Source organism: Blautia sp. NSJ-175 (assembly GCF_022867815.1).
Classification (GTDB): Bacteria; Bacillota; Clostridia; order Lachnospirales; family Lachnospiraceae; genus Blautia; species Blautia celeris.
In genome coordinates, this window is sequence record NZ_JALIFQ010000012.1 from 105,503 (window position 1) to 126,639 (window position 21,137).

The following is a 21,137-nucleotide window of genomic DNA, read 5'->3' on the forward strand; positions in this document are numbered from 1 at the left end:
GTTAATTGCCCTCCTTACGTTTCTCTTCCAGATATGCCACTACCTTCTCCGGTGTGATGGGATAACTTGCAAAGCAGCTCCCCAGCGCGTAGTTTATGGCATTGGCCACTGCCGGCGCCGGTGCCACGGCTGCGATCTCTCCCAAACTCTTTCCTCCGTATGGGCCATCCGGCTCCCCATCCTCCACAAAGATGGAGCGCACCTTTGGCATATCCGGCGCATTGATAATATGATACTTGGAGAAGTTTTTGGTCTTGACCCTTCCCTTTGCATCATAGGAAATCTCTTCAAAGAGAGCCTGCCCCAGACTCATCTGGGCACCGCCCTCCACCTGGCCTTCAGACAGCGTCCGGTTCATGACCTGTCCCACATCATGTACGCAGAGCAGGTCCAGCACCTCTGTCTGCCCCGTATACTTATCCACCCGCACCTCAGCAAAGGCACAGCAGTAAGTTCCCGGGTTGGACGGCGGCTCGTATTCCAGCTCTGTGTGCATGTAACGGCAGCACTTAAGTTCATAGTCAAGCGCTATCTGTTTATAAGACTTCTCCTCCTTTTCGCAGCGAAGGATTCCGTCATCGGCCTCTATCTTGTCCTGATCCCATTGATACATCTCCACACAAGCCTGTTTCATCTTGTCCAGAAGCTGTTCTCCTGCCTTCTGCACTGCCCGTCCGCACACATAGGTGACACGGCTGGCCTGTGTTCCTGCCGCGTCATATGGGGTGATAAAAGTGTCGGCCTCGTGGATCTTGATCCGGTATACATCCATATGCAGCGCTTCTGCTGCTATCTGCTGCATGGTCATAACCGTTCCGCAGCCCTGGTCATGGATTCCGATCTGCACCTCCACGGTTCCGTCCGGATGCAGGGATATGGTCACATTTGTAAACTCCGGATACGCGCCCTTATAGCCATTTCCATGGGCACCGCAGGCCATGCCTACTCCATACGCGTACCGTCTGGTATCCTTCTCATGGATATGTTCTCTTTTTTCTTTCCAGGAAAAGGCCTCCATGCCTTTCCGGATACATTCCTTTATCCTGGCATTTCCCAGATTCGTTCCCCCTGTGGGGTCATCATCCATAGGATGTACAATGTTTTTCAGCCTGAGTTCACAAGGGTCCATACCGATGGCATTTGCTGCCTGGTCCAGATTTACCTCCGTGACAGCATGAGCCTGGGGAGAACCGTAGCCTCTGCAGGCGCCCCCGGAAATGGTATTTGTATAGAAGGTCCGCACATGGCAGGTCTGGTTCTCAACATGATACATGCGGAACAGTTTTTTACAGTACGCCATGGCAATTGCCGAAGCATTGGTATAATAGGCACCTCCGTCAATATCCGCATCTATTCTGCGTCCTCTAATGACGCCATCTCTGGTAACCGCTGTTTTTACACGGGTTTCCGTGGCATTTCTGCTTCTGGTTCCCATGACTGCATCCTGCCTGTCCATATACAGCATGACCGGACATCTCAGTATCCATGTGGCAAATGCACAGGCCGGCTCCACCACGGTCTGCCCCTTTCCTCCAAAAGAACCGCCCATCACAGCTTTTATAACACGGACCTTTGTATAAGGGATGCCCAGCAGATGGCTGATATGGTATCTGACCTGGTAAACCGTCTGGCACGGGGTCCAGAGTACCAGATTGCCGTTCTCGTCAATCTCACTCAGTGCAATATGGGGTTCGATGGCGCTGTGGTGGATTTTCTGGGTACTTCCCTCTGTGCTCACCACGATCAGCTCATCTTTTGCTTCCCCATCTCCGGTAAGCGCCTCATAATCCCCGCAGCTAACCTCTTTTTCAAATGCAAGCATACCCTCTGTTTTCCTGGCAGCATTAAGGCCGATGACGGGGGCAGCTTCATCATAATCGATCTCCACCAGACTGACTGCCTCCTCCACGGCTGCCTTGGTTTCCCCTACGACAAGGGCCAGATGGTCTCCCACATAACGGGCCTTTTCGCTTAAAATATACTGGTCCATGGGAGCATCCAGACAGGCAGACCAGTTGTGCGGGTTGTAAGGTATTTTCGGCACATTCGCATGGGTAAACACTGCCCGGACGCCCGGTACCTGTTTTGCCTTCTCCGTACGGATTGAAATATCCGCATTGGCTTTTTCACTCAGAACCAGCTTGGCATAGAGCATGCCGGCAATCTGCCTGTCACAGGTGTACTTTGTCTTTCCCCTGGCCTTGTCATACACATCCTCACGGATATAGCTCTTTCCCACATATTTCAAATCGCTTTTATTTGTATCCATTATCTGCCCACCTCCTCTTCTGCCCTGCGAAGGTCATCCAGTATCTGGTCAATAACCCCGAAAGCGGCTGATTTTTTATAATGCTTTGACGGCCGGTTCGGAATATTCTCCTCTATCTGGGCGTACACGGCATCCCGAATCTTTTCCTCGTCACAGCCGGAAAGTGTCTGTCCCTCCAGGCACGCTTCAATCAGACGGGCACGGCCCGCTTTTGCGCCCACGGCCCCCAGATATACCACAGGGTGCATCATACATCCTTCTTTTATCTCTGTACAGATACAGCCGTTTATCTTTGAAATGGTAACTGCTTTTCTGGCACCTACTTTTGCAAATGCTGAAAGCACATGCTGTTTCTTCACAATAAACTTAAGGATGACTTCTCTTTCTCCCAGGGTGGTCTTCTCCAGGCCTTCCACAAAATCATCCACCAGACGTTTTGTCACTGCACCTGTCCCGTCCAGAATCTCTGCCTCTGCGCCATAGGCAAGCAGCACCGGGGTAGTATCTGAACTCTGGGATGCGTTTGCCACATTTCCTCCCAGGGTGGCCCGGTTCCTGATCTGGGTGGAGCCTACCATGGATGCGGCCTTAGAAAGAGCCGGTATCCATGTCCTGACAAGGGGACACTGTTCCAGCTCTGTCATGGTGACACCTGCGCCGATGATCACAGAATCCTCTGTCTCTGTGATCTGTGACAGCTCCGGCAGATGTGTCAGGTCAATCAATGAATAATGAAATTTTTTTTCTTTTCTCAAGTGGATGACAAGGTCTGTTCCCCCTGCGCAGAGATAAGTATTCTCATCTTTTTCCCTGAGGGCAGCAGCCAGTTCATCCAGATTTTGCGGTATTCGGAAACTCACTTGATTTCCCCCTCTCCCACGGCATTCACAGCCTTCACGATTTTCTCATACCCTGTACAGCGGCACAGATTTCCCTCGATGGCTCTCTTGATTTCCTCCACTGTGGGGTGGGGATTCTCATAGAGCAGTGCCTTACAGGACAATATCATACCCGGTGTGCAGAAACCGCACTGGATAGCTCCCATCCGGATAAACGCCTTCTGCAGCGCGTCCAGCTCACCGTTTTGCTCCAGGCCCTCAATGGTGGTGATCTCCCGGTCCATGACCTGGCCTGCAAAAACCGTACAGCTTGTCACAGCTTTTCTGTCCAGCAGTACCGTACAGGCACCGCATTCACCCTCACTGCAGCCCTCCTTCACACCGGTCAGTCCGCAGTCCTCACGCAGAAAATCGAGCAGACGTTTTGTCGGCTCTGTCTCTTTCTCTACCTGTTCTCCGTTGATCATACATCTGAGCAGCATTCTATTCACCCTCTCCTGCTTTTTTCTTATATCTTTTACGCCTCTTTGTGCGTTTTTCAGTCTGTCCATTGTCTGATGAGTCTATTGTATATCACTTCCGTTGAAAAACCGTTGAAATCCCTCTGGTTTTTTGTCTATTTTCCAAGAAACTCTTGACGGAAATGGTTTTTTCTTAAATAATGAGTAACAGACAGGAGGTTTTACTATGGAACTGGCAAACAGTTACCTGGAGGAGGGCTTTCCCTTCCGGGGCCGAAAGAGAAAAAAAATGGAACAGTTTCTGGAAAAAAGCGGCCTGACCTATGACGCGCAGATCATCTACTCTGTCCTGCTGTGCAGGGGGGACGGGGAGATCATAGGCTGCGGTTCCAGACATGAAAATATTTTGAAATGCATTGCTGTGGATGAAACTTATCAGGGGGAAGGGCTTCTGCAGCGAATCGTCACACAGCTTATCAAACAGGCTTATACCTGCGGCATTCCGCATCTGTTTTTATTTACCAAACCAAAATACCGGGTTGTTTTTGAGGATATGGGCTTCTACCCCATAACGGAAACAGATACCATGCTGCTGCTGGAGAACAGAAAGGATGGTATCTCCCATTATCTGGAGGAGGAGCTTGCCAAATTTCCTCTCCCTCCCTGCAAAGACGCGGGTGCCATTGTCATGAATGCCAATCCCTTCACCAGGGGGCACCGTTATCTGATCGAAACCGCGGCACAGGCGTGTGACGTGCTCCATGTCTTTGTGCTCTCCGCTGACGCTTCGGAGTTTCCCGCTGATGTCAGGCTTCGCCTTGTCAGGGAGGGATGCAGGGATCTTGAAAATGTCATGGTCCACGGCAGTTCCGAATATCTCATCTCCCATGCCACCTTTCCCGACTATTTCCTGAAAGATAAGGCAGGGGCTTCGGACAAAGCCGCGGAGCTGGATTTGAAAATTTTTGCAGACTATTTCAGGGATGCCTTTCATATTAAAAAGCGTTTTGTTGGGGAGGAACCCTTTTCCCCGGTCACAAGAGCGTATAATGAACAGATGAAGCAGACCCTTCCGGCCTGTGGGATCGAGGTTGTGGAAATTCCACGGAAGACATGCGGAGATACAATTATCAGTGCAACCCTTGTTCGGGAGAAATTCCTGGCAGGCCATATGGAATCCCTTCGTCCGCTGGTGCCGGACAATACTTACCGCTATCTGGTATCACAGGAGGGGATTGCCCTCAGAAAACAACTATTGGAGAGACAGTCATGAACCATACAGATTTATGCTCCGGCACTCCCATTACCCTGGATCAGGTGCTGGATGCCAGAGAACGGCGGGCAGCCATTCAAAGAGAAATGCTGAAAGATATACAGCGTGATAACACTGCTCTGATCAGCTTTACATTGAATATCGTAGGGCCAATCAAGGTCTTCCCCTATACCATTCTGGCCTTTGAAGCAGGTCTGGAAGCCATCCGGGAATGCCTTCTCTGGCTGGAAGCGGATATCACCGCTTTTCGGGAGGTTCGGGAAGTTACAGGATATGAGGCATTCTTTTCTGTTAAAAAGGAGTCCGGTCTTGCCCGTATATGTAAAACACATCTCACAGAACTGGAGGAAACCCATCCTCTCGGACGTCTCTTTGACATTGACGTGCTGATGCCCGACGGAACTAAAGTCTCCAGGGAATCCCTCGGATATGCCGGGCGCACCTGTCTGCTCTGTGACAGACCTGCCTTTCTGTGCGGACGCTCCCGGACACATACAGCTCAGGAGCTGGTGGAGCGGGAGATTTCTCTTATGAGAAATTTTTTTGTGGAACGTTTTTCCGTCCATATCGGACTGCTGATGCAGAAAGCGCTTTTTTATGAGGTCAATACCACTTTAAAGCCCGGCCTTGTGGACCTTATGCATAACGGTGCGCACACAGATATGGACCGGTATACCTTCCGTGACAGTGCCTATGCTCTTACTTCTTATTTTATTGAGGTGACCAGGCAGGGGATGGAATTCGCCCTTAAGGAGGGAAAGGAGGAGGACCTGCCGGAGCTGTTCGCATCCATCCGTCCGCTGGGCATAGCTGCGGAGACGGCTATGAAACAGGCTACGGGCGGGGTCAACACCCATAAAGGCATGATCTTTTCCGGGGGCATTCTCTGCTGTGCGCTTGGCTATGATATGGTTTCCAGAGACGCGGGCGGCTCTTTCCGCCTGAAATACGCCAATCCCGGGGAGGCCTTTCCCCATCTGGAAACCACAGTGCGGCAGATGCTGGTTCATCTTCCGGATGACTTTCAGAGGCTTGACACCTCCCATGCCGCAAGCCACGGAGAGCGGCTGTACAGACAGTATGGCATCACCGGAATCCGCGGGGAGGCTCATCTTGGTTTCCCATCCCTCTTTCACATGGGATATCCCCTCTTTCTCCGGGTACTGGCCCATGGCGGTTCCCTGAATGAGGCGGGATGCATCACACTTCTGCACTATATGGCAGAGACAGAAGATTCCAATCTGATCACCCGCTCCGGCTATGAAACAGCGGCGAAAATCCGGAGAGAATTAAAACGATTCTTAGAACATGCCTCTTACGAAGAACAGCTTGCCGTTCTTCCCCGGCTGGATGATCATTTTGTATCAAACCATATCAGTCCGGGCGGAAGCGCGGATATGCTGGCCCTCACATATTTTTTATATTTTACAGGCATTTTGCCCTGCAGATGGAATTGAGAGGCTGCGCAGAAAGGAAAATGAAATGGAGTTTCAAATAAGAAAAGCAGATTACCGTGATATTCCTGCCATTATGCAGGTGATGGCCGAAGCTCAGAAGGCCATGGAACACCCGGAGTGGTTCTGTTCCGACTGTGAAGAATATATGAAAAAACACATTGAGACATGCGGCTTTACCATTGTCGCAGAACCTATCTCCCAGTCTTCCCTGGCAGGATTCTTTCTTATAAAATTCCCGGGGCTTGCAGAGGAAAACCTCGGTCATTTACTTGGCTATACGAAAGAAGAACTGGAGAAAACCGTTCATATGGATATGGCGGTGGTGCATCCGGCATATCAGGGAAACCGCCTTCAGTCCCGTATGCTTCATAAAGCTGAGGAGGTTCTTGCCGGCTCCCCTGTTTTGAGGAACCGGCTTCTGGCAACCGTACATCCTGACAATCGTTTCAGTCTGAACAATATGCTGAATAGTGGCTATGAGATTGTAAAGACCACCCGCCTATACGGCGGCCTGCCAAGGCATGTGCTTCAAAAAATATTGTAAATTTCATTCCGCATTTGTTATAATTTATCACATTCTCCGCAAACTATATGCATGGAGGTGATCACAAATGGAAAATGATTATCAGGTAGCTTCTATTTCAGAGGACTGTGTCTCTGAAATCAATGAGCTTCAGAACAGATTAAATAAAGAGACGGATAAGGATATTGTACTTATCGCTTATCAGTCTAAAGCAGACGACTAAAGCTGCTGTGCCGGAAGAGGCGCTGCGTTTTCCTTCCCCATCTTTGAATCGGAAGCGATCAGACGGCCGCGCCCCTCCACTTTGACCAGCTTTTCCAATTCTTTCAGGGCATCTTTTCCTATCCATTTCTGGGCCTTGTCTCCGTTTTCTATCAGCTCATGGGCCAGCAGCACTGCTTTTTCCTGGTAATCAAAATCTCTTTTTCCGATCTCTCTCAATGCCCAGGATACGGATTTTTTCACATGCTCTCTCTCATCATCCGAATATGTGCGGATGAGGGAAAGGTAATGGTCCAGTGTCTCGTTTTCCAGATTCTTTTCATGGATGGCAGCGGATGCCATAAGGGTATAGGCGGCACGTTTGACGTATACTGCCTCCGCGTCGCACCATTTTTCAATGAGATCCTCGTATCCTTTCAGCTTGATCAGCAGATTCTTGCACAGATGGTCGCACAAATCCCAGGAGATGACATCATGCATGAATGCCTCTCCCTCCTGCAGTGTAAACTTCTTTTTGTCAATTACCAATACGGCAAGCAGCCTCGCCTCATGGTAACCTGTGTTCCACAATTCATGAGCCAGAGCATTGTCTTTGCCCGCCTTTTTTGCAAGTTTTCTCACATCCGCAGTGGATACGCCTATGCTGCACGCCTCCGGTATGCCCAGTTTCACCACGTTGGCTTTGTATTTTTCTGAACTCATTGCTCTTAATTCTGACAGGATTTCATCACTTGTCATGCTTTTGTTCCCCCTTTGATATGTAGTTTTTCGACAGGTTTTTGTCTGAGATTTTCACAACTGCAGTTCCCCCACCGGGATCACCGCCCCCGGTTTATCTGAATGTTCCTGCAAAAATTTTTCCATCCACACCACATCAAGCCAGTGTCCGCCCTTATATCCGCATTTCGTAAAATGTCCCACTGTCCGATACCCCATTTTTTCATGGAATCCTATACTCTCGGGATTCGGATATGTGATGCAGGCATTGGCATTTGTTATATTCTGTCTTCTGAGAATATCCTCCAGAGCAGTATAGAGCTGCCGGCCTATTCCATTTCCTCTTACATTTACCTTGAGATATACCGTTGTCTCCACAGCCCAGTCATAAGCCGGCCTTCCCTTAAAAGGTGATGCATAGGCATAGCCCAGGATTTCGCCATTCTGCTCTGCTATAAGGTATGGATATTTTTTCAGGGTTTCCCGGATTCTCTGTGTAAATTCCTCCACAGAAGGTACCTGATATTCAAATGTGATGCAGGTATTTTTTACATATGGCTCGTAAATTTTAAGCAGTGTTCCGGCATCCTCCGGTACTGCCATTCTTATGTAGATATTCTTTCTATTCATGAACTTTCTTTCCCTTCTATGATCAGATGTGGTTTGTGGTGTTTCAGATAATCTGCAAGTTCTCCGGAATCCTTCACCTGCTGTTCCAGTATAATGCCCCCAAATCCCAGATTGTCCATAACATGGAAATCACTGCCGGACACCCGTTTCAAATCAGGATGGTCACAGATCCATTTCTCCAGTAGGTCATTGTGATTATTTCCATTCGGTCGTTGATTAAATTCCACTCCGTCCAGATATGCAGGATTCTGCGGACTGCATGGTGGACGGAATGGATGTGCCTGATACAGAAGTGCTCCATTTTCATGGCATAACTCGTACAATTCCTGCTGAGTGAGAAAGCACAGATTGGGATGGGCAAACAAAAACTCTCTATCCGCCCCATAGATAAGGAAATCCTCGGCATAAGGCTCCAGCCGGATTTCAATTCCCAGTATCACCGTTAGTCCGCACTCTCTGCCTGCCTCATGTGCTATGTCATATCCCAGGAGGTAACGCTCCATACGCTCACGGTCCGTACTTCCGAAATTCTTTAAAAGATCCTTATCAAAATGATTCGTTATAACTATACCGTCATAATCCGTCTGGCTGTACGCCTTTACTACTTCCCTTGCCAAAATCCGGGCGCAGGGGCTTCCTTCTGCTGTGTGGGTGTGCATTTCCAATTTCATTTAACGTCCTCCTTTTCAGTATAATATCATGATCAAAACCACGGAACATCATACTCCTCCACCTTCTCCGCATCCAGATCAACAGAATACCCTGTAGCTGTATCCGATTTTTCATGATACTTTTTATACATGACAAACAGAAGAGACTTCCCGTCATCTGAAACTCTGTCATACACTACCGTCACTTCGTATGGCCTGTCCGCCTCATTTTCGTACTCAGCAGTATCGCCTCCCAAAATAGCGTAAAAGTTTCCTTTTGCATTATACGTTTTTTCTGATGTTGTATACTGCTCTGACAGTTTTTTCTCATACAGAAGGTCATAGGAGCGCTCCATCCGGTCAAAATATTCTTTATTTTCATCCTCCGTGTCTTCTGTGATCTGGTCTATCCTTTCACTTTCTTCCAGGGATTCCAGCAGTTCATTGTAAGTCTGCGCCAGCGTTTTTCCGATATTTTCGGCATCCGTATAATAATCACTGCGTTTTTCCTGATCCGAAGATTCCGATGTACCTCCGAAGTACAGGCTGCATACTCTTTTATTCTCTTTTACCTCGATCTGTACCTGCAGATCACCGGTAAATTTCTCAAATATGGGGTCTTCCATGGCATCGGAGATCATCGCGGCAGCTTCTTTTGACGCCTGCTTTATCTCCGATTCCTTTTTCACAATAAGATGGTATCCTTCGGTTCCGTTCTCCTTTGTTTCACTCCACTCTGTCTGAAACGCCTCCGCTTCATAAGTCTTTTTAAAATGATCACACGCAATATTTTCAATAAAATCATCAGAAAGCCCGCTGCCGGAAACGGTGGGATAGCCTAAAATATGTACCGCGATCTGCGGATATTCTTCCGTCACATACGCGCCGGAATTCTCCGCAAATTTCATTCCGTATTTGTCCTCAAGAAGCCTGATATCTCTCTCCTCGTCCCATTCAAACTGCCTTCTTCCGAAGAAAGATATCTTATCCCAATAGGTATAGCCTGTTGTATAACCACCTGACTGCTCTGCCACGCAGATCATACCCAGGCCGATATCATGCTCCGAGGGCGATGTCAACAGGAAGTAAACAAAGCCTCCTATAAACACAATCACTGCCAAAACAGCATAAATAACTGTCAGTACAACAGCCAGCACCTTATACTTTATTCTGGTCAGGTAATATCCGATAAGCAGGGCCGGAAAAAGGAAAACCAGCGCCCAGAACAGGGCCTGCACCCACAATCTGAACTCAACCCCAATCCCCCGCAGGATAAACCTGGCAAGTACGAATCCCAACAGGCTCCCCAGATAAATGATCCAGGGAAGCGCATATTTTATCTTACGTTCCATATTGTCTCCTATCCGAAAAATACAGTCTCCAGATTGCCGTAGGCTAAGCCGTTTTGAATCCGGACAGCATATTCATGACACAGGCTGTCAAAGTAAGAAGTCCATATCTGTCTGCCGGACTTTTCAGCAAGAACCCGAAGCAGCATTCTCAGTTTTCCCTCTGTCCTCTGCAGATCATCCCCCCGGAAATATTGTTCTGCTGCCTCCATATCCTGACTGCAGAGCCGAAGCTGTGAAAGCTGCCTGTCCGTTATCATGCAGCCAAATGCCGTGACGAGCACCAATTCACTGAGATTCCCCATATATCCAGTACTATTCCCTCTCTGAACACGTTCCAGAAGCTGCCTCACAGCCTGCTGCGGAAAACATTCCAGAAAATCCTTCTCCACTACTATATCACATAAATACTGATAGATGACATCAATTCCGCACATTTCTCTTTGAATATTCACGGTCGGATAATCCAGTGTGAGCAAATGGTCCTGCGGCCTGAATCTGGCATCATAGGCAATAAAAAATGCAGGCATTCCTTTCAGTATCGTCTCCCTGTAGTTGCTGCAGCCGTAATCACAGAAATCTTTGATCAGTTTATCGTAGATTTCTTTTGCCTTGCGGGTCTTTTCTACTACCCTGTCATAGCCGATTCTATATGCATCTTCCGCTTTCACTGTATGTTCGGACACTAATGTATATTCTGAGGTATCCCGGCATTCCCTCACACAATAGAGCACTGCCTCCATCAGCATCTGCGCTGTCTCATACGTCACAGAACTGCTCTCCTTGGAGGTGTATTTCTCCGCAAGCCGTGCTGTCAGCGGCAGTAATTCTTCCAATTGGTATTCCATTTGCTTTTTCCCCTTTCCAAATTACAGATAACACCCTCTTTTTACTCCCAGAAAAGCTCCCTCAGGACAGACTGATAGAGTTCGTCATCCCATCTTTTTTCCTCACTGAGTGATTCATATTCGTCGAATCCACCGCTTTCCGTAAACCCCTGATAGCCTTCTCTGACAGCCTTTGCAAAGCGTTCCAGGCACGTATCTTCCAGATAATCCAGGTCCCCGAAGCACACAGATTCAAACTGCTGCCTCATAAAATTCAAAAGCTCATCATCTGTCATTTTATCCTGAGACTCGTTCTTAAAATGATAAAAGATGTCCTGCAGTCTGGTGAGAACAGCGAGATAATTTTCCTGGCTGACATATTGGGAATCGCAGAAGTTATAGACGATCTTGTCTAAAATTCCCCTGCCGAACTCAACTCTGCCGTACTTTTTCAGACTTTCATTTCGCCTTACGATCAATTCTTTTGCCTCCTGCTCCGTAAGTGTAAGCCCGAATTTTTCCGTCTTCTGATTGTACGCGTCCAGCAAAGCCAGTTCATCCTTCTGCCTCTTTTCTGTAAGCAGTTCAACAATCTGTTTTTCCATGACTTATCTACCTGTCCTTTCCTGAAAACCTTTAACCGGTGGAACTATTAGGCCGGCCAGACAGCTGCCGGCCGGTTTCTATAGCTGCTCATTCATTACTGCTCACTCTGTGCCCGGCAGTGCACTTCGCGATACACAGACACAGAACATTCTGTTCCATATCTCACCGGCCGCCGCGGTCTCTGCATGCTTTGGGCAAAAAACACTTGGCAGGACAGTGGATATGAATGGTAACGCTCATTATACAGTCGCAGAAAGTCCATTACAAGCCTTGAAAAAAACCCTGTTTTGTGGTAATATAATAGTGCAAAAGGAAGCAGAAAATAAAAATCTGCTTCCTTTTTTCGTTTCTGTATTCTATTCTTTTGCCTTTCACGCTTCCGCCATATTGATGCGCGGTATCTTACGGGATACTGCCGGACTGATTAGCCAGGATATTTTCCAACCGGATGCTCCTGCGCATATTTTCTTCCGTAGGAGTGCAGTTCATCCATGACAATGCTGTTATTCCACTCCCTGAAACAGATGCCGTTTGGTATGGATGGATAAAATCTTCCGCCCGGGCAATAGGTATCAATCGCTCTTCTGACCTCTGCCCTGATCTCCTCCTCCGTGATATTCTCAATATCTACTTTCGGGCCGTCAATGCCTCCGACCATAGCAAGCTTTCCCTCTGTCACTCTCTGGATTTCCACAATATCATTCTGCGCGATCGTACCCTGCCAGATATCCACGCCGATTTCCACCATATCTGTGACAATGGGCTGGCAGATGCAGTCCGCATGGTGCATATAAATCATACCGCAGGCATGTATGGTATCCGCGATCTCTTTCTGCAGAGGTTTTATGATTTGGCGCCATACCCTTGGCGGAAGAAAAACATTTTGCTTGGAACCCCAGTCATCGTGATAAAAGATTATGTCAGGGTGGATCTGTTCTGCCACCATCTTGATATACTTTATTTTATAATCAGCAATCACCCGGAGCAGTGCTGCCATCTCATCCGGATACTCCAGATAATTTACCAGGGCCTCCTCCATTCCCATCAGATGGTGAGAGCGCTCAAAAAGGCCTCCGGCGCACATGAATCCCACAAATTTTTCCCTGCGGTCCACTTTAGCCGCTTCCTCTTTCACCAGCGTCCAGTCCAGATGATCCAGATCCGGTACGGTGAGCTGCTCCTCCCATTTTTCAATATCCTTGATGACAGCATTTTCACTGTTCACCCTTGGATGAGGGCCGGGGGCACCCGGCTTATAAACATAGACCGTTCCCCAGGAATCCTTGTGCTCCAGCCCATCCTGAGGGCACATGTCTCCCATGAGCACAGGGTCCGGCACAAGTACGATGGCATCCATCAAATCCCCGTAAAAATCCGGTTGTTCCCTGTTATAAATCGCCATAGCGTTTTCCCGCAGATTCATATGATCGTTTCCTCCTTTGTCTTCCGAAAACTTTTTATAGGTAACTATTCAGCCAGCTGAATCGTTACGGGTATTCGCCCATTAAAAATCGCTTCGCGATGGGGCGAATACCTGCTGCCACTACTCTTATGCACGGTCAGCGCAGTAAATGCGCAGACCTGACTGAACAGTTACTTTTATAGTTCTATTGTATAACAATCTATGTTTTCAGAAAATGTACAGACTGTATCTGTTTTTCCACTCCTTATAGGCACTCTGCCCATACTTTTTCTTGACAAATAGAGGCATAAATTATAATATTTTGACAAAGGAGTATATTCTTATGAAAATCAATCTGGATATCATCGCAGAAGAATTATCTGCCTTCTCCCCCAGACGGGCAGGCAGGAAAAAATCAGATACTACAGCGCCAAACCTGCAGGGTGTCGGCCTGTACCATTCCCAATCCTCCCTGTCGCCGGAAATCTGTTATGCCGTGGATGCAGACAGTATTTCGGATTCTTTTAGCTGCCCTTTTGGCATCACACTGGCTGTCATGGGAAATACAGCCGGGCTTTTGCCGGATACAGCGGACGCGGATATTCTGATACTGGATCGAGGGGATGCACAGTGCACATTCAGCGACATGTTCAATGCGCTTAATTCCGTTTTCCTAAAATACCAGGCGATTGACACGCGGCTCAGTTCTGCTGTCATGAAAAACGCCCCTCTGCAGGAAATACTGAAAATCGGTGAGGCCCTCTTCGGAAACCCTCTCATTCTTTTCGATAAAAATTACTGCATTTTAGGGGAAGCGGATTCCCGCCTGGAGAAACTGGAGCTGGTGTGTGACAAATGGTCGGATTCCAAAATGCTCTCCATTGATACAGTCAATGCCATCAAGACTTCTCCGGAATACCGCAGAGCTTCTGAATCCTCTGATATTTGTTTTGTATCGGAGGAATATTTTGCATACAATACGCTTTTTGCCCCTGTGGAGGGAAGCGGCTCCCCTTTGACCCTGGCTGTTATGGAGACGAACTGCCCTCTCACCCGGGTACACCGGCAGCTTGCCCTGTACTTTTCCGGTATTCTGCGGCTTGCCCTGGGAAGAAATCATTTAAGCTCCGGACATTCTCTGCGGTTTGAGGATTTTCTGAAAGAGCTTCTGTACGACACGCAGATTGAACAGGCCGTGATAGACCGCTATCTGCTGGCTATGAATTGGAAAAACGGGGACAACTACCTGCTGGTTACCTTTCAGACTAACCGTTTCGACAAGATCAATTCTATCTACAATAACATCTGCGGAAACATTGAAAAACAGATACCTGAGAGTTTTGCCTTTTATTTTGAAGACAATCTTCTCACTGTTATCAATCTGGACCAGGCCCGCCTGACCAAGACGGATGCTGTCCATATGCTCTCTATTTTCCTGAGAGAGGGATTATTTCACGCCGGCATCAGTTATATTTTCTTTGATTTCAGCACTTTTTCCAGCTATTATAAACAGACTCTGGGAGCTCTTGAGATGGGAGAAAAATATAGTCCTCATGAGTGGTGCTATGATTTTGAGGACTATGTGCTGCACTATTTTATGCACTACGGCACCAGCCGGATCGACGGAAGACATCTGTGCCATCCCGGTGTAGTGCAGCTTTATATATATGATTCTAAGAATAAAACAAATCTTCTGGAAACATTGAGGGCTTATCTGGACTGCGGAGGAAATGCGGTTCTGACCGCGCAGAAACTCTATATCCACAGGAACACCCTGTACCAGAGACTGAAAAAAATAAACGGCATCATCCATACTAATCTGGATAATGCCAATGTCAGGCTGTTTATTATGATGTCCTATACATTTGTAGACCTGCTGGGGCTGACCCCTGTGGAATCTTAAGGCATACCTCAAAGCGCATTCCGTCATTCATGCCTGCGGCAGGCACGCTTTGCGCGGCAAGGGATACTCTCCCAATCGCTTTTCAGCATGCGGTATTCCATACGTGTTTTCATTTTACCGTCATGCCATTCGTAGTCCACATGTTCTGCCTCCCTGATCATGCCGCATTTCTGCATAACACGCTCGGAGCCTTTGTTTTCCTTGAGGCATCCGGTGGTGATGCGGTATACGCCGCCCTTTGAAAAAGCAAAGTCCATCACCTTTTCCAGCGCTTCTGTCACATAACCGCAGCCCCAGAATTTCGGATATGTAAAATACCCCAGGTGCACCAGCTTTCCCACAGGTGTTGTATCCATGACCGTATATCCGATACTGCCGATTTGTTCTTTTGTATCCTTTTTCTGCATGTGCAGAAAATATCTGCACCTGTCTTTCCCCCGGATATCCTGCAGAATATCCGCAAAATACTTCTCCGATTCCTCCCTGGAATGGTGCTGGATATCCTGAAGATAATACATCACCTCGTCGTCTGCCATAAGTCTGCTGTACTCTTCTGCATCATCCTTTGTATAATCCCGTAAAATAAGGCGTTCTGTTTCTAAGTATATCAATGCATGTTCCTCCTATACGACCACTTCGGTGATTATCTTTCCGGCTTCGTTGATTTTTTTAATTCCGGTCTTCTTTTCCTTTGCTTTATTAAAACAGAAACTGACCCCAGCCATCCTTTATTTTGCTCATAGCTGTCCAGATAATCACAGAGCTGCTTTCGACCTTTTGCCTGGTATTCTTCACCATGCCATATTTTCAGTTCAATGATATATTGTTTTCCATGGTAATCTACAATGATATCTGTCCGCCGCTGGTCGCGTGTTCCGGCATCCACATAATAATGTCCTGTACCGTTAATGATTGGTTTTAAAAATGTAAGAAACAGAAATCTGCCATCTTCCTCCAGGAATTCCCAATCTTTTTCTCCATAATAAGAAGTATAATGAGCCTGAAATCGTTCCAAAACTTTATCCATATCCAAATAGTGTCCTGAAATAAACTGGTTTCTTTCAACTGCCGCAGCATCCGCCAGCCTGCTGTTCTTTGTTTCATTGAGATAAAATAAATCATACAGATACGTTTCAAAAATACGGTTTGTTATGGATACTTTATAGTCTTCTTCTTTCAAATATCCAAACATTGTGCCTATTTGAATTGTATTATCCGCAAGCGAAAACGGGTACGATTTTCCGCCCAGAAGTATATGATGGAGCATCTCATTTAAGTCAGGATACAAGTCAAGATTTTTGTTAATATCATCAAATAGTGTACTCCGGCTCATCAGCATATATTTAACAGCAGCTCTTACTCCTTCCGGGCACCACACAGAGGCTCTGTCACCAAAATCTTTATTTTTCCAGACTGATTCATCCAGCAATTTGCAGATTTGTGATACAAGGTATGGATATCCGGACGTATAGGCATATATTTCATTACTTAATTTGTCTATATCCATTCCATATTTATAATCTGCCTCATACTCTTCCAGCATTGTAGCTATTTCTTTCGGCGAAAAGGACATATCTACATCAAAACTTTCTGCAATATTCCATGGACTGTTATATCTATGCTCTGCATCCGGCCTGATCTTCAATTTTAAATTTTTTATGTCGTAAACACCCGTAAGAATCACGTTATGAAAAAAATTCTCTTTTCCCTTTTCTCTGTCCAGGTATTTGTCTCGAAGTAAACTGAGAAAAGAGGGAAATATCTGATTGCTTGAGCTTTTGTCAACTTCGTCAATCAAAAGGATGATTTCCTTATCTGAATCCGTACATAACCGGCTTATCTTATCGCCGAGGTTCTGAAAAGTCAGCTCATCTTCTTCATAATGATTCCATTGTTCAATTACATTAGCATCTAAACTTTCATTTTCCAATTCTTTGGTGACCAGCTGCGCAAATCCTCTTACAAAATTTTCTCTGGAATCAAATAAATCATCTGCGCCTTCAAAACTGATACTGATAATCATGTACTGATCCTGCAAATATTTTTCTAACTGATACAGCGTTGTGGTTTTCCCGTATTGTCTGCCTCTGTTAATTGCAAAATAATACCCTGGCTCAATGTATTCTTCTACAATTTGTTTTACTTTTTGTGATATGTCTACCATATAATGTTTCTCTGGTATACAGATTCCGGTCACGTTATAACGCTGTAAACCTCCTGGGATGTATTATTGTTGGGGAATCATTTGCAAGATGATTTTTATGCATAAATGCGATAAAAATTTGAATTTGCAGTGCTGATTATTATCTTTATGTCTTTATTAAACGTAAATATAAAATGTTGAATAAATGGTAGGTGATCATGTCTTGATTCTAATTTAAGTGGACGTTAATTTCAAGGTACGAATTTTGTCCGGTGTATTTAGTGTTAATACTATTGTGACTGTCTTCGGTGTGAAGCTAAAGACAATACCTAAAACTGTGGTTGTATTCCTACAAGCATTTCTATCTGCTTCGGCTCGAAGCCGGAGACGTAATTGTCCAAGAGTAGAAGCAGATGTTGCATATTTCAATTCACTCCAGCGCGAAGCCGGAGACTTTATCAGACAAAGCATTAAAACAGATGTTATCAGCAATTTCAATCCACTCCAGCGCGAGGCCGGAGACATATCTTCTAACTTTTTATCATGTGTGTTCTCCATTTCAATCCACTCCAGCGCGAAGCCGGAGACGAGATTTATTTCTATGATTTGAATGACAAAGTAAGATTTCAATCCACTCCAGCGCGAAGCCGGAGACGCAGATTCATGGTTAAAGCTGCCTCTTTAATGAATTTCAATCCACTCCAGCGCGAAGCCGGAGACTCGAACTTTGCAGCGTTAATCTCCACCTCTCCCAATTTCAATCCACTCCAGCGCGAAGCCGGAGACCATTCAAACGTGGGTGATATGTCGCCATATAATAGATTTCAATCCACTCCAGCGCGAAGCCGGAGACGGACAGCTGCATCCAGATAAATGGGAAAAGAATAAATTTCAATCCACTCCAGCGCGAAGCCGGAGACTTAGAGGTGGAGGAAATACCTGGAAGAGCATAGATTTCAATCCACTCCAGCGCGAAGCCGGAGACCAAAAGCATTTCCCACGTTTGTCTGTATATTAAACTCATTTCAATCCACTCCAGCGCGAAGCCGGAGACAAGTCAAGATGAATGTGAGTTACGATGTAGAAATAATTTCAATCCACTCCAGCGCGAAGCCGGAGACAAATTACATGAGGAATCTCTTTATGCGAAAATAATTTCAATCCACTCCAGCGCGAAGCCGGAGACGGAAAAGATTAAAGATATACCAGGGTGTGAGAGAATTTCAATCCACTCCAGCGCGAAGCCGGAGACACGTTTTAAGCATTGTAGCCAGTGTGTCTGTCGATTTCAATCCACTCCAGCGCGAAGCCGGAGACAGAAGGAGATATAGTAAAAGGTACAATTTACGAAATTTCAATCCACTCCAGCGCGAAGCCGGAGACAGTGGAGGCCCTGGACAAACAGGAACAGCCGCCTATTTCAATCCACTCCAGCGCGAAGCCGGAGACAGTACACTCTCCAGCCTGCCTGCTGCAAGCTCCGATTTCAATCCACTCCAGCGCGAAGCCGGAGACTAGGAAGAAATGCGAAGACATAAAGGCGGAGCTTATTTCAATCCACTCCAGCGCGAAGCCGGAGACGGAAGGCCATGATAAATGGCTCAAGTCTGTTGCGATTTCAATCCACTCCAGCGCGAAGCCGGAGACTTCAACCGGATCACATCCGGTCATAAAAACACAGTATTTCAATCCACTCCAGCGCGAAGCCGGAGACAGCAATTATTACCAATTTTCATCTATATTCTACACATTTCCTTATACAAATCAACCAATATTTTATATTCTCCACCCCATTCCTCCACCAATCCCTCTATCACAATGCGCTTTTTCCAGTGCGAATCCCCTAAGAAATTAATGTCCACTTACGTTTCGCACCACCAAAGCACTATATCATTATAACACACCTAATCCAAATATTCCAGAAAAGCATCTTCGCCTCAAAAATATTTCTCATATTCCCCATCCGGGAATTTACCTTCCAGTCCCAGGACTCTGGGCCAAAGGCCTGTCTCTGCTGTTATAACGCCCATAATCATTCCCATATGCGTATGCAGATGCCTGTGCTGCGCCAGTATAAGTGTAAATCTTTTATACTTACACCCTTCCGGTTTCAAAAGCAGCATATCATCCTCCAGATTTTCCGTATAATTCTTAATTTTCTTCTCAATCTCCAGAAAATACGCCTCCAAAGTCTCACGGGAAAGCAATTTATTCGTAACCACATCCAGATTATTCAAATCTTTCTCATGAAACCAGGGGTTTGCATACCCCGGGTCATCTGGATTTATAAACCACAAATCCAGGGAGTGCAGCATATGGTACACATGTTTCCACAAAGGCATTCCGCAGTATTCCTTTTCCCACATCGCATCCGGAATGCAGGTAACTACATTTTCCACTTCCCACAATGCCCTGTTTGTCTGTTCTTTGATAATATCTGAATATTTTTCCTGAACCATTGCTGGCGATTCCCCTTCCGCTCATTTACCTCTCCATCATACCATTTTCCTGCAGCCATACCACAGACTCTCTGAGTGCCTGAACAGTCTTTGTCTCCAGCACACATCTGCAGTTTCTTTTGCCGGCAATCTCAAATTTCTCTTTCAGGTCAATTTCTCCTGTCCCCAAAGCCAGATGATTCTTATTTCCGGCCGCATCATGCATATGAAAATGTACCAATTTCTTCTCATGCTCCAAAATAAAGCTCTCAAACTCTTTGGAATCCACATGGGAATGCCCTACATCCCAGGTCAGGAAAAATACCCTATTTTAGGTACAGCCTCCGCACCAACTCATCATACCCCGAACTCCCATCCAGTATATTTTTATATGTACTGATCCAACAAGGCTTCAATCCCGCCCGGAATGCTGTTGCCTGGGATGCTGCATTTGAGGAAGCGACGCAGTAAATAGGCAGAATATCCCTCTCCAGAATATCATGCATCAAATGATTCACCAGCACTGATGCCAGTCCACCCTTACGATACCTTTCCTTTACATCCACGCCGATCTCCCAAACCCTTCCGGATTCTATGGAGGCCCCGGCAAGCCCTGCAATCTCTCCATGTATTTCCGCATAAAACACTATATATGTATTTGTTCTTCCCTTCTCATCAAACAACAAGGAATTGTCAAATCCCTCTGTTCCCTGAAGCTCCCCAAGTTTCTCCCCTTCCAGCCCCCTGTAAGTGTACCCCGGCAGAAACTCTATTCTGTTGCTATGTTTTGCATCCGGTATGTAATAGATGGACTGCCCGTAAAGCAGGGGACACTTCTGTCACCTCTATACTCCCAGCTCTTTTTTCAAATCTTCCGCATACTTTTTCTGCTGCCTCTTCAGATACATCCCCGCTGCAAACTTCATAAACGGTTTCTTCAGCTCCACATCCTCAGTAAAATCTATCTCCGTGCCATTTCTGCTTTCACGGAGCAGGCCTGTCCAGTGGCCCTTCATGTTTTCATTCTCCATGTCAAATTCATACCGGCAAAACGGTACCTTTTTTGTGATTGTAAATGTAGTGGGAAACCCGCTCTTTGTGTACTCCACAAAGGTCTTCCCATCCCCCATCTCTTCTATCCTGTCCAAATCGCTGCGCCAGCCGTAATTCTTATTATCCGTGATCACCTTCCAGACCTGTTCCGCGCTGGCGGACAGTTGGATCTTCATATTTGCTTTCGCCATAACTGCCTCCATTTTTCCTTTTCTACCAGTCTACCCTGTACCCTCTTTCTTGTCAAACCGAAAACCCTTTCCTGCATCAAACAAAAAGAAGAAAGAGTCCGGTTTTCGGACTCCCGCTCCTGAGTGCAGCCGCCTGCGGCTAAAAAGTTCACGGATTTTTCTAAGTATAACAAAAGAAAAAGCG

The 21,137-nt window shown here is 46.5% G+C and carries 21 protein-coding genes and 1 CRISPR repeat array; of the genes, 5 read left to right on the top strand and 16 right to left on the bottom strand.

The annotated features are described in order from the left end of the window. Window position 1: 1 nt before the first annotated feature. Genes MUB35_RS18625 through MUB35_RS18635 form a run of 3 tightly spaced genes read right to left on the bottom strand, consistent with a single transcriptional unit; the run spans window position 2 to window position 3,590 of the window. Complete coding sequence (locus MUB35_RS18625) at window positions 2–2,269, bottom strand: xanthine dehydrogenase family protein molybdopterin-binding subunit (RefSeq protein ID WP_244806604.1); 2,268 nt, start codon at window positions 2,267–2,269, stop codon at window positions 2–4. After that, the gene (locus tag MUB35_RS18630) at window positions 2,269–3,129 is read right to left on the bottom strand and encodes an FAD binding domain-containing protein (RefSeq protein ID WP_244806605.1); all 861 of its coding nucleotides are present in this window, start codon (window positions 3,127–3,129) and stop codon (window positions 2,269–2,271) included. The genes MUB35_RS18625 and MUB35_RS18630 overlap by 1 nt, the downstream gene beginning before the upstream one ends. Next, entirely contained in the window at window positions 3,126–3,590 is a 465-nt protein-coding gene (locus MUB35_RS18635) for a (2Fe-2S)-binding protein (protein ID WP_033143933.1), read from the bottom strand. Before MUB35_RS18635 ends, MUB35_RS18630 begins: the two co-directional genes overlap by 4 nt. A gap of 205 nt (window positions 3,591–3,795) precedes the next feature. On the opposite strand from MUB35_RS18635, the gene citC reads away from it, so the two are divergent. The 4 genes from citC (at window position 3,796) to MUB35_RS30500 (ending at window position 7,045) form a co-directional block, all read left to right on the top strand. Beyond that, window positions 3,796–4,842 (top strand): [citrate (pro-3S)-lyase] ligase, encoded by a 1,047-nt coding sequence (gene citC, locus MUB35_RS18640; protein ID WP_244806606.1) that lies wholly within the window; start codon window positions 3,796–3,798, stop codon window positions 4,840–4,842. Beyond that, a complete protein-coding gene (gene citX / locus MUB35_RS18645; RefSeq protein WP_244806607.1) occupies window positions 4,839–6,299 on the top strand; it encodes a citrate lyase holo-[acyl-carrier protein] synthase in 1,461 nt (486 codons plus the stop codon). Before citC ends, citX begins: the two co-directional genes overlap by 4 nt. 25 nt (window positions 6,300–6,324) lie before the next feature. Continuing rightward, complete coding sequence (locus MUB35_RS18650) at window positions 6,325–6,843, top strand: GNAT family N-acetyltransferase (protein ID WP_033143922.1); 519 nt, start codon at window positions 6,325–6,327, stop codon at window positions 6,841–6,843. A gap of 67 nt (window positions 6,844–6,910) precedes the next feature. Continuing rightward, window positions 6,911–7,045 (top strand): hypothetical protein, encoded by a 135-nt coding sequence (locus MUB35_RS30500; protein WP_255611251.1) that lies wholly within the window; start codon window positions 6,911–6,913, stop codon window positions 7,043–7,045. On the opposite strand, the gene MUB35_RS18655 is transcribed toward MUB35_RS30500, so the two are convergent. The 7 genes from MUB35_RS18655 to MUB35_RS18685 form a co-directional block, all read right to left on the bottom strand. Further along, window positions 7,042–7,782, bottom strand: a complete 741-nt coding sequence (locus MUB35_RS18655; protein WP_244806608.1) for a DNA alkylation repair protein — start codon at window positions 7,780–7,782, stop codon at window positions 7,042–7,044. The genes MUB35_RS30500 and MUB35_RS18655 overlap by 4 nt on opposite strands. A gap of 54 nt (window positions 7,783–7,836) precedes the next feature. Continuing rightward, entirely contained in the window at window positions 7,837–8,391 is a 555-nt protein-coding gene (locus MUB35_RS18660; RefSeq protein WP_244806609.1) for a GNAT family N-acetyltransferase, read from the bottom strand. Continuing rightward, a complete protein-coding gene (locus MUB35_RS18665; RefSeq protein WP_244806610.1) occupies window positions 8,388–9,062 on the bottom strand; it encodes a PHP domain-containing protein in 675 nt (224 codons plus the stop codon). Before MUB35_RS18665 ends, MUB35_RS18660 begins: the two co-directional genes overlap by 4 nt. 32 nt (window positions 9,063–9,094) lie before the next feature. Continuing rightward, window positions 9,095–10,393: a hypothetical protein gene (locus MUB35_RS18670; protein WP_244806611.1), complete on the bottom strand. Its 1,299-nt coding sequence runs from the start codon at window positions 10,391–10,393 to the stop codon at window positions 9,095–9,097. Between the two features lie 8 nt (window positions 10,394–10,401). Then, complete coding sequence (locus MUB35_RS18675; RefSeq protein WP_244806612.1) at window positions 10,402–11,238, bottom strand: DUF6179 domain-containing protein; 837 nt, start codon at window positions 11,236–11,238, stop codon at window positions 10,402–10,404. Window positions 11,239–11,279: 41 nt separating this feature from the next. Then, window positions 11,280–11,822, bottom strand: a complete 543-nt coding sequence (locus MUB35_RS18680) for a DUF6323 family protein (RefSeq protein WP_244806613.1) — start codon at window positions 11,820–11,822, stop codon at window positions 11,280–11,282. 425 nt (window positions 11,823–12,247) lie between these two features. Continuing rightward, window positions 12,248–13,246 (bottom strand): uroporphyrinogen decarboxylase family protein, encoded by a 999-nt coding sequence (locus tag MUB35_RS18685; protein WP_148393590.1) that lies wholly within the window; start codon window positions 13,244–13,246, stop codon window positions 12,248–12,250. A 322-nt stretch (window positions 13,247–13,568) separates the two neighbouring features. On the opposite strand from MUB35_RS18685, the gene MUB35_RS18690 reads away from it, so the two are divergent. Continuing rightward, window positions 13,569–15,128 (top strand): PucR family transcriptional regulator, encoded by a 1,560-nt coding sequence (locus tag MUB35_RS18690; RefSeq protein ID WP_244806614.1) that lies wholly within the window; start codon window positions 13,569–13,571, stop codon window positions 15,126–15,128. Window positions 15,129–15,151: 23 nt separating this feature from the next. Here the strand turns inward: MUB35_RS18690 and MUB35_RS18695 are convergent, their stop codons facing one another. From MUB35_RS18695 to MUB35_RS18720, 6 genes are all read right to left on the bottom strand, one after another. Beyond that, window positions 15,152–15,739: a GNAT family N-acetyltransferase gene (locus tag MUB35_RS18695; RefSeq protein ID WP_244806615.1), complete on the bottom strand. Its 588-nt coding sequence runs from the start codon at window positions 15,737–15,739 to the stop codon at window positions 15,152–15,154. Between the two features lie 32 nt (window positions 15,740–15,771). Next, window positions 15,772–17,292 carry an AAA-like domain-containing protein gene (locus MUB35_RS18700; RefSeq protein ID WP_244806616.1) on the bottom strand — a complete coding sequence of 507 codons (1,521 nt, stop codon included), beginning with the start codon at window positions 17,290–17,292 and terminating at the stop codon, window positions 15,772–15,774. A gap of 336 nt (window positions 17,293–17,628) precedes the next feature. After that, window positions 17,629–18,985: direct repeats of the CRISPR family, unit length 32 nt; unit sequence ATTTCAATCCACTCCAGCGCGAAGCCGGAGAC. A 223-nt stretch (window positions 18,986–19,208) separates the two neighbouring features. Next, the gene (locus MUB35_RS18705) at window positions 19,209–19,730 is read right to left on the bottom strand and encodes a hypothetical protein (RefSeq protein WP_103732900.1); all 522 of its coding nucleotides are present in this window, start codon (window positions 19,728–19,730) and stop codon (window positions 19,209–19,211) included. A gap of 25 nt (window positions 19,731–19,755) precedes the next feature. Further along, window positions 19,756–20,025 carry a hypothetical protein gene (locus MUB35_RS18710; RefSeq protein ID WP_330425244.1) on the bottom strand — a complete coding sequence of 90 codons (270 nt, stop codon included), beginning with the start codon at window positions 20,023–20,025 and terminating at the stop codon, window positions 19,756–19,758. Window positions 20,026–20,035: 10 nt separating this feature from the next. Further along, a complete protein-coding gene (locus MUB35_RS18715) occupies window positions 20,036–20,395 on the bottom strand; it encodes a GNAT family N-acetyltransferase (RefSeq protein WP_225305345.1) in 360 nt (119 codons plus the stop codon). Window positions 20,396–20,554: 159 nt separating this feature from the next. After that, on the bottom strand, window positions 20,555–20,953 hold the full coding sequence (locus MUB35_RS18720; RefSeq protein ID WP_033143911.1) for an SRPBCC family protein: 399 nt from the start codon (window positions 20,951–20,953) through the stop codon (window positions 20,555–20,557). Window positions 20,954–21,137: the final 184 nt, after the last annotated feature.

Coding starts and splice junctions, on each gene's coding strand:
- MUB35_RS18690 (WP_244806614.1), top strand. CDS start 13,569: ATGAAAATCAATCTGGATATCATCGCAGAAGAATTATCTGCCTTCTCC.
- MUB35_RS18705 (WP_103732900.1), bottom strand. CDS start 19,730: ATGGTTCAGGAAAAATATTCAGATATTATCAAAGAACAGACAAACAGG.
- MUB35_RS18660 (WP_244806609.1), bottom strand. CDS start 8,391: ATGAATAGAAAGAATATCTACATAAGAATGGCAGTACCGGAGGATGCC.
- citC (WP_244806606.1), top strand. CDS start 3,796: ATGGAACTGGCAAACAGTTACCTGGAGGAGGGCTTTCCCTTCCGGGGC.
- MUB35_RS18665 (WP_244806610.1), bottom strand. CDS start 9,062: ATGAAATTGGAAATGCACACCCACACAGCAGAAGGAAGCCCCTGCGCC.
- MUB35_RS18655 (WP_244806608.1), bottom strand. CDS start 7,782: ATGACAAGTGATGAAATCCTGTCAGAATTAAGAGCAATGAGTTCAGAA.
- MUB35_RS18700 (WP_244806616.1), bottom strand. CDS start 17,292: ATGGTAGACATATCACAAAAAGTAAAACAAATTGTAGAAGAATACATT.
- MUB35_RS18685 (WP_148393590.1), bottom strand. CDS start 13,246: ATGAATCTGCGGGAAAACGCTATGGCGATTTATAACAGGGAACAACCG.
- MUB35_RS30500 (WP_255611251.1), top strand. CDS start 6,911: ATGGAAAATGATTATCAGGTAGCTTCTATTTCAGAGGACTGTGTCTCT.
- citX (WP_244806607.1), top strand. CDS start 4,839: ATGAACCATACAGATTTATGCTCCGGCACTCCCATTACCCTGGATCAG.
- MUB35_RS18680 (WP_244806613.1), bottom strand. CDS start 11,822: ATGGAAAAACAGATTGTTGAACTGCTTACAGAAAAGAGGCAGAAGGAT.
- MUB35_RS18650 (WP_033143922.1), top strand. CDS start 6,325: ATGGAGTTTCAAATAAGAAAAGCAGATTACCGTGATATTCCTGCCATT.
- MUB35_RS18720 (WP_033143911.1), bottom strand. CDS start 20,953: ATGGCGAAAGCAAATATGAAGATCCAACTGTCCGCCAGCGCGGAACAG.
- MUB35_RS18670 (WP_244806611.1), bottom strand. CDS start 10,393: ATGGAACGTAAGATAAAATATGCGCTTCCCTGGATCATTTATCTGGGG.
- MUB35_RS18675 (WP_244806612.1), bottom strand. CDS start 11,238: ATGGAATACCAATTGGAAGAATTACTGCCGCTGACAGCACGGCTTGCG.
- MUB35_RS18625 (WP_244806604.1), bottom strand. CDS start 2,269: ATGGATACAAATAAAAGCGATTTGAAATATGTGGGAAAGAGCTATATC.
- MUB35_RS18635 (WP_033143933.1), bottom strand. CDS start 3,590: ATGCTGCTCAGATGTATGATCAACGGAGAACAGGTAGAGAAAGAGACA.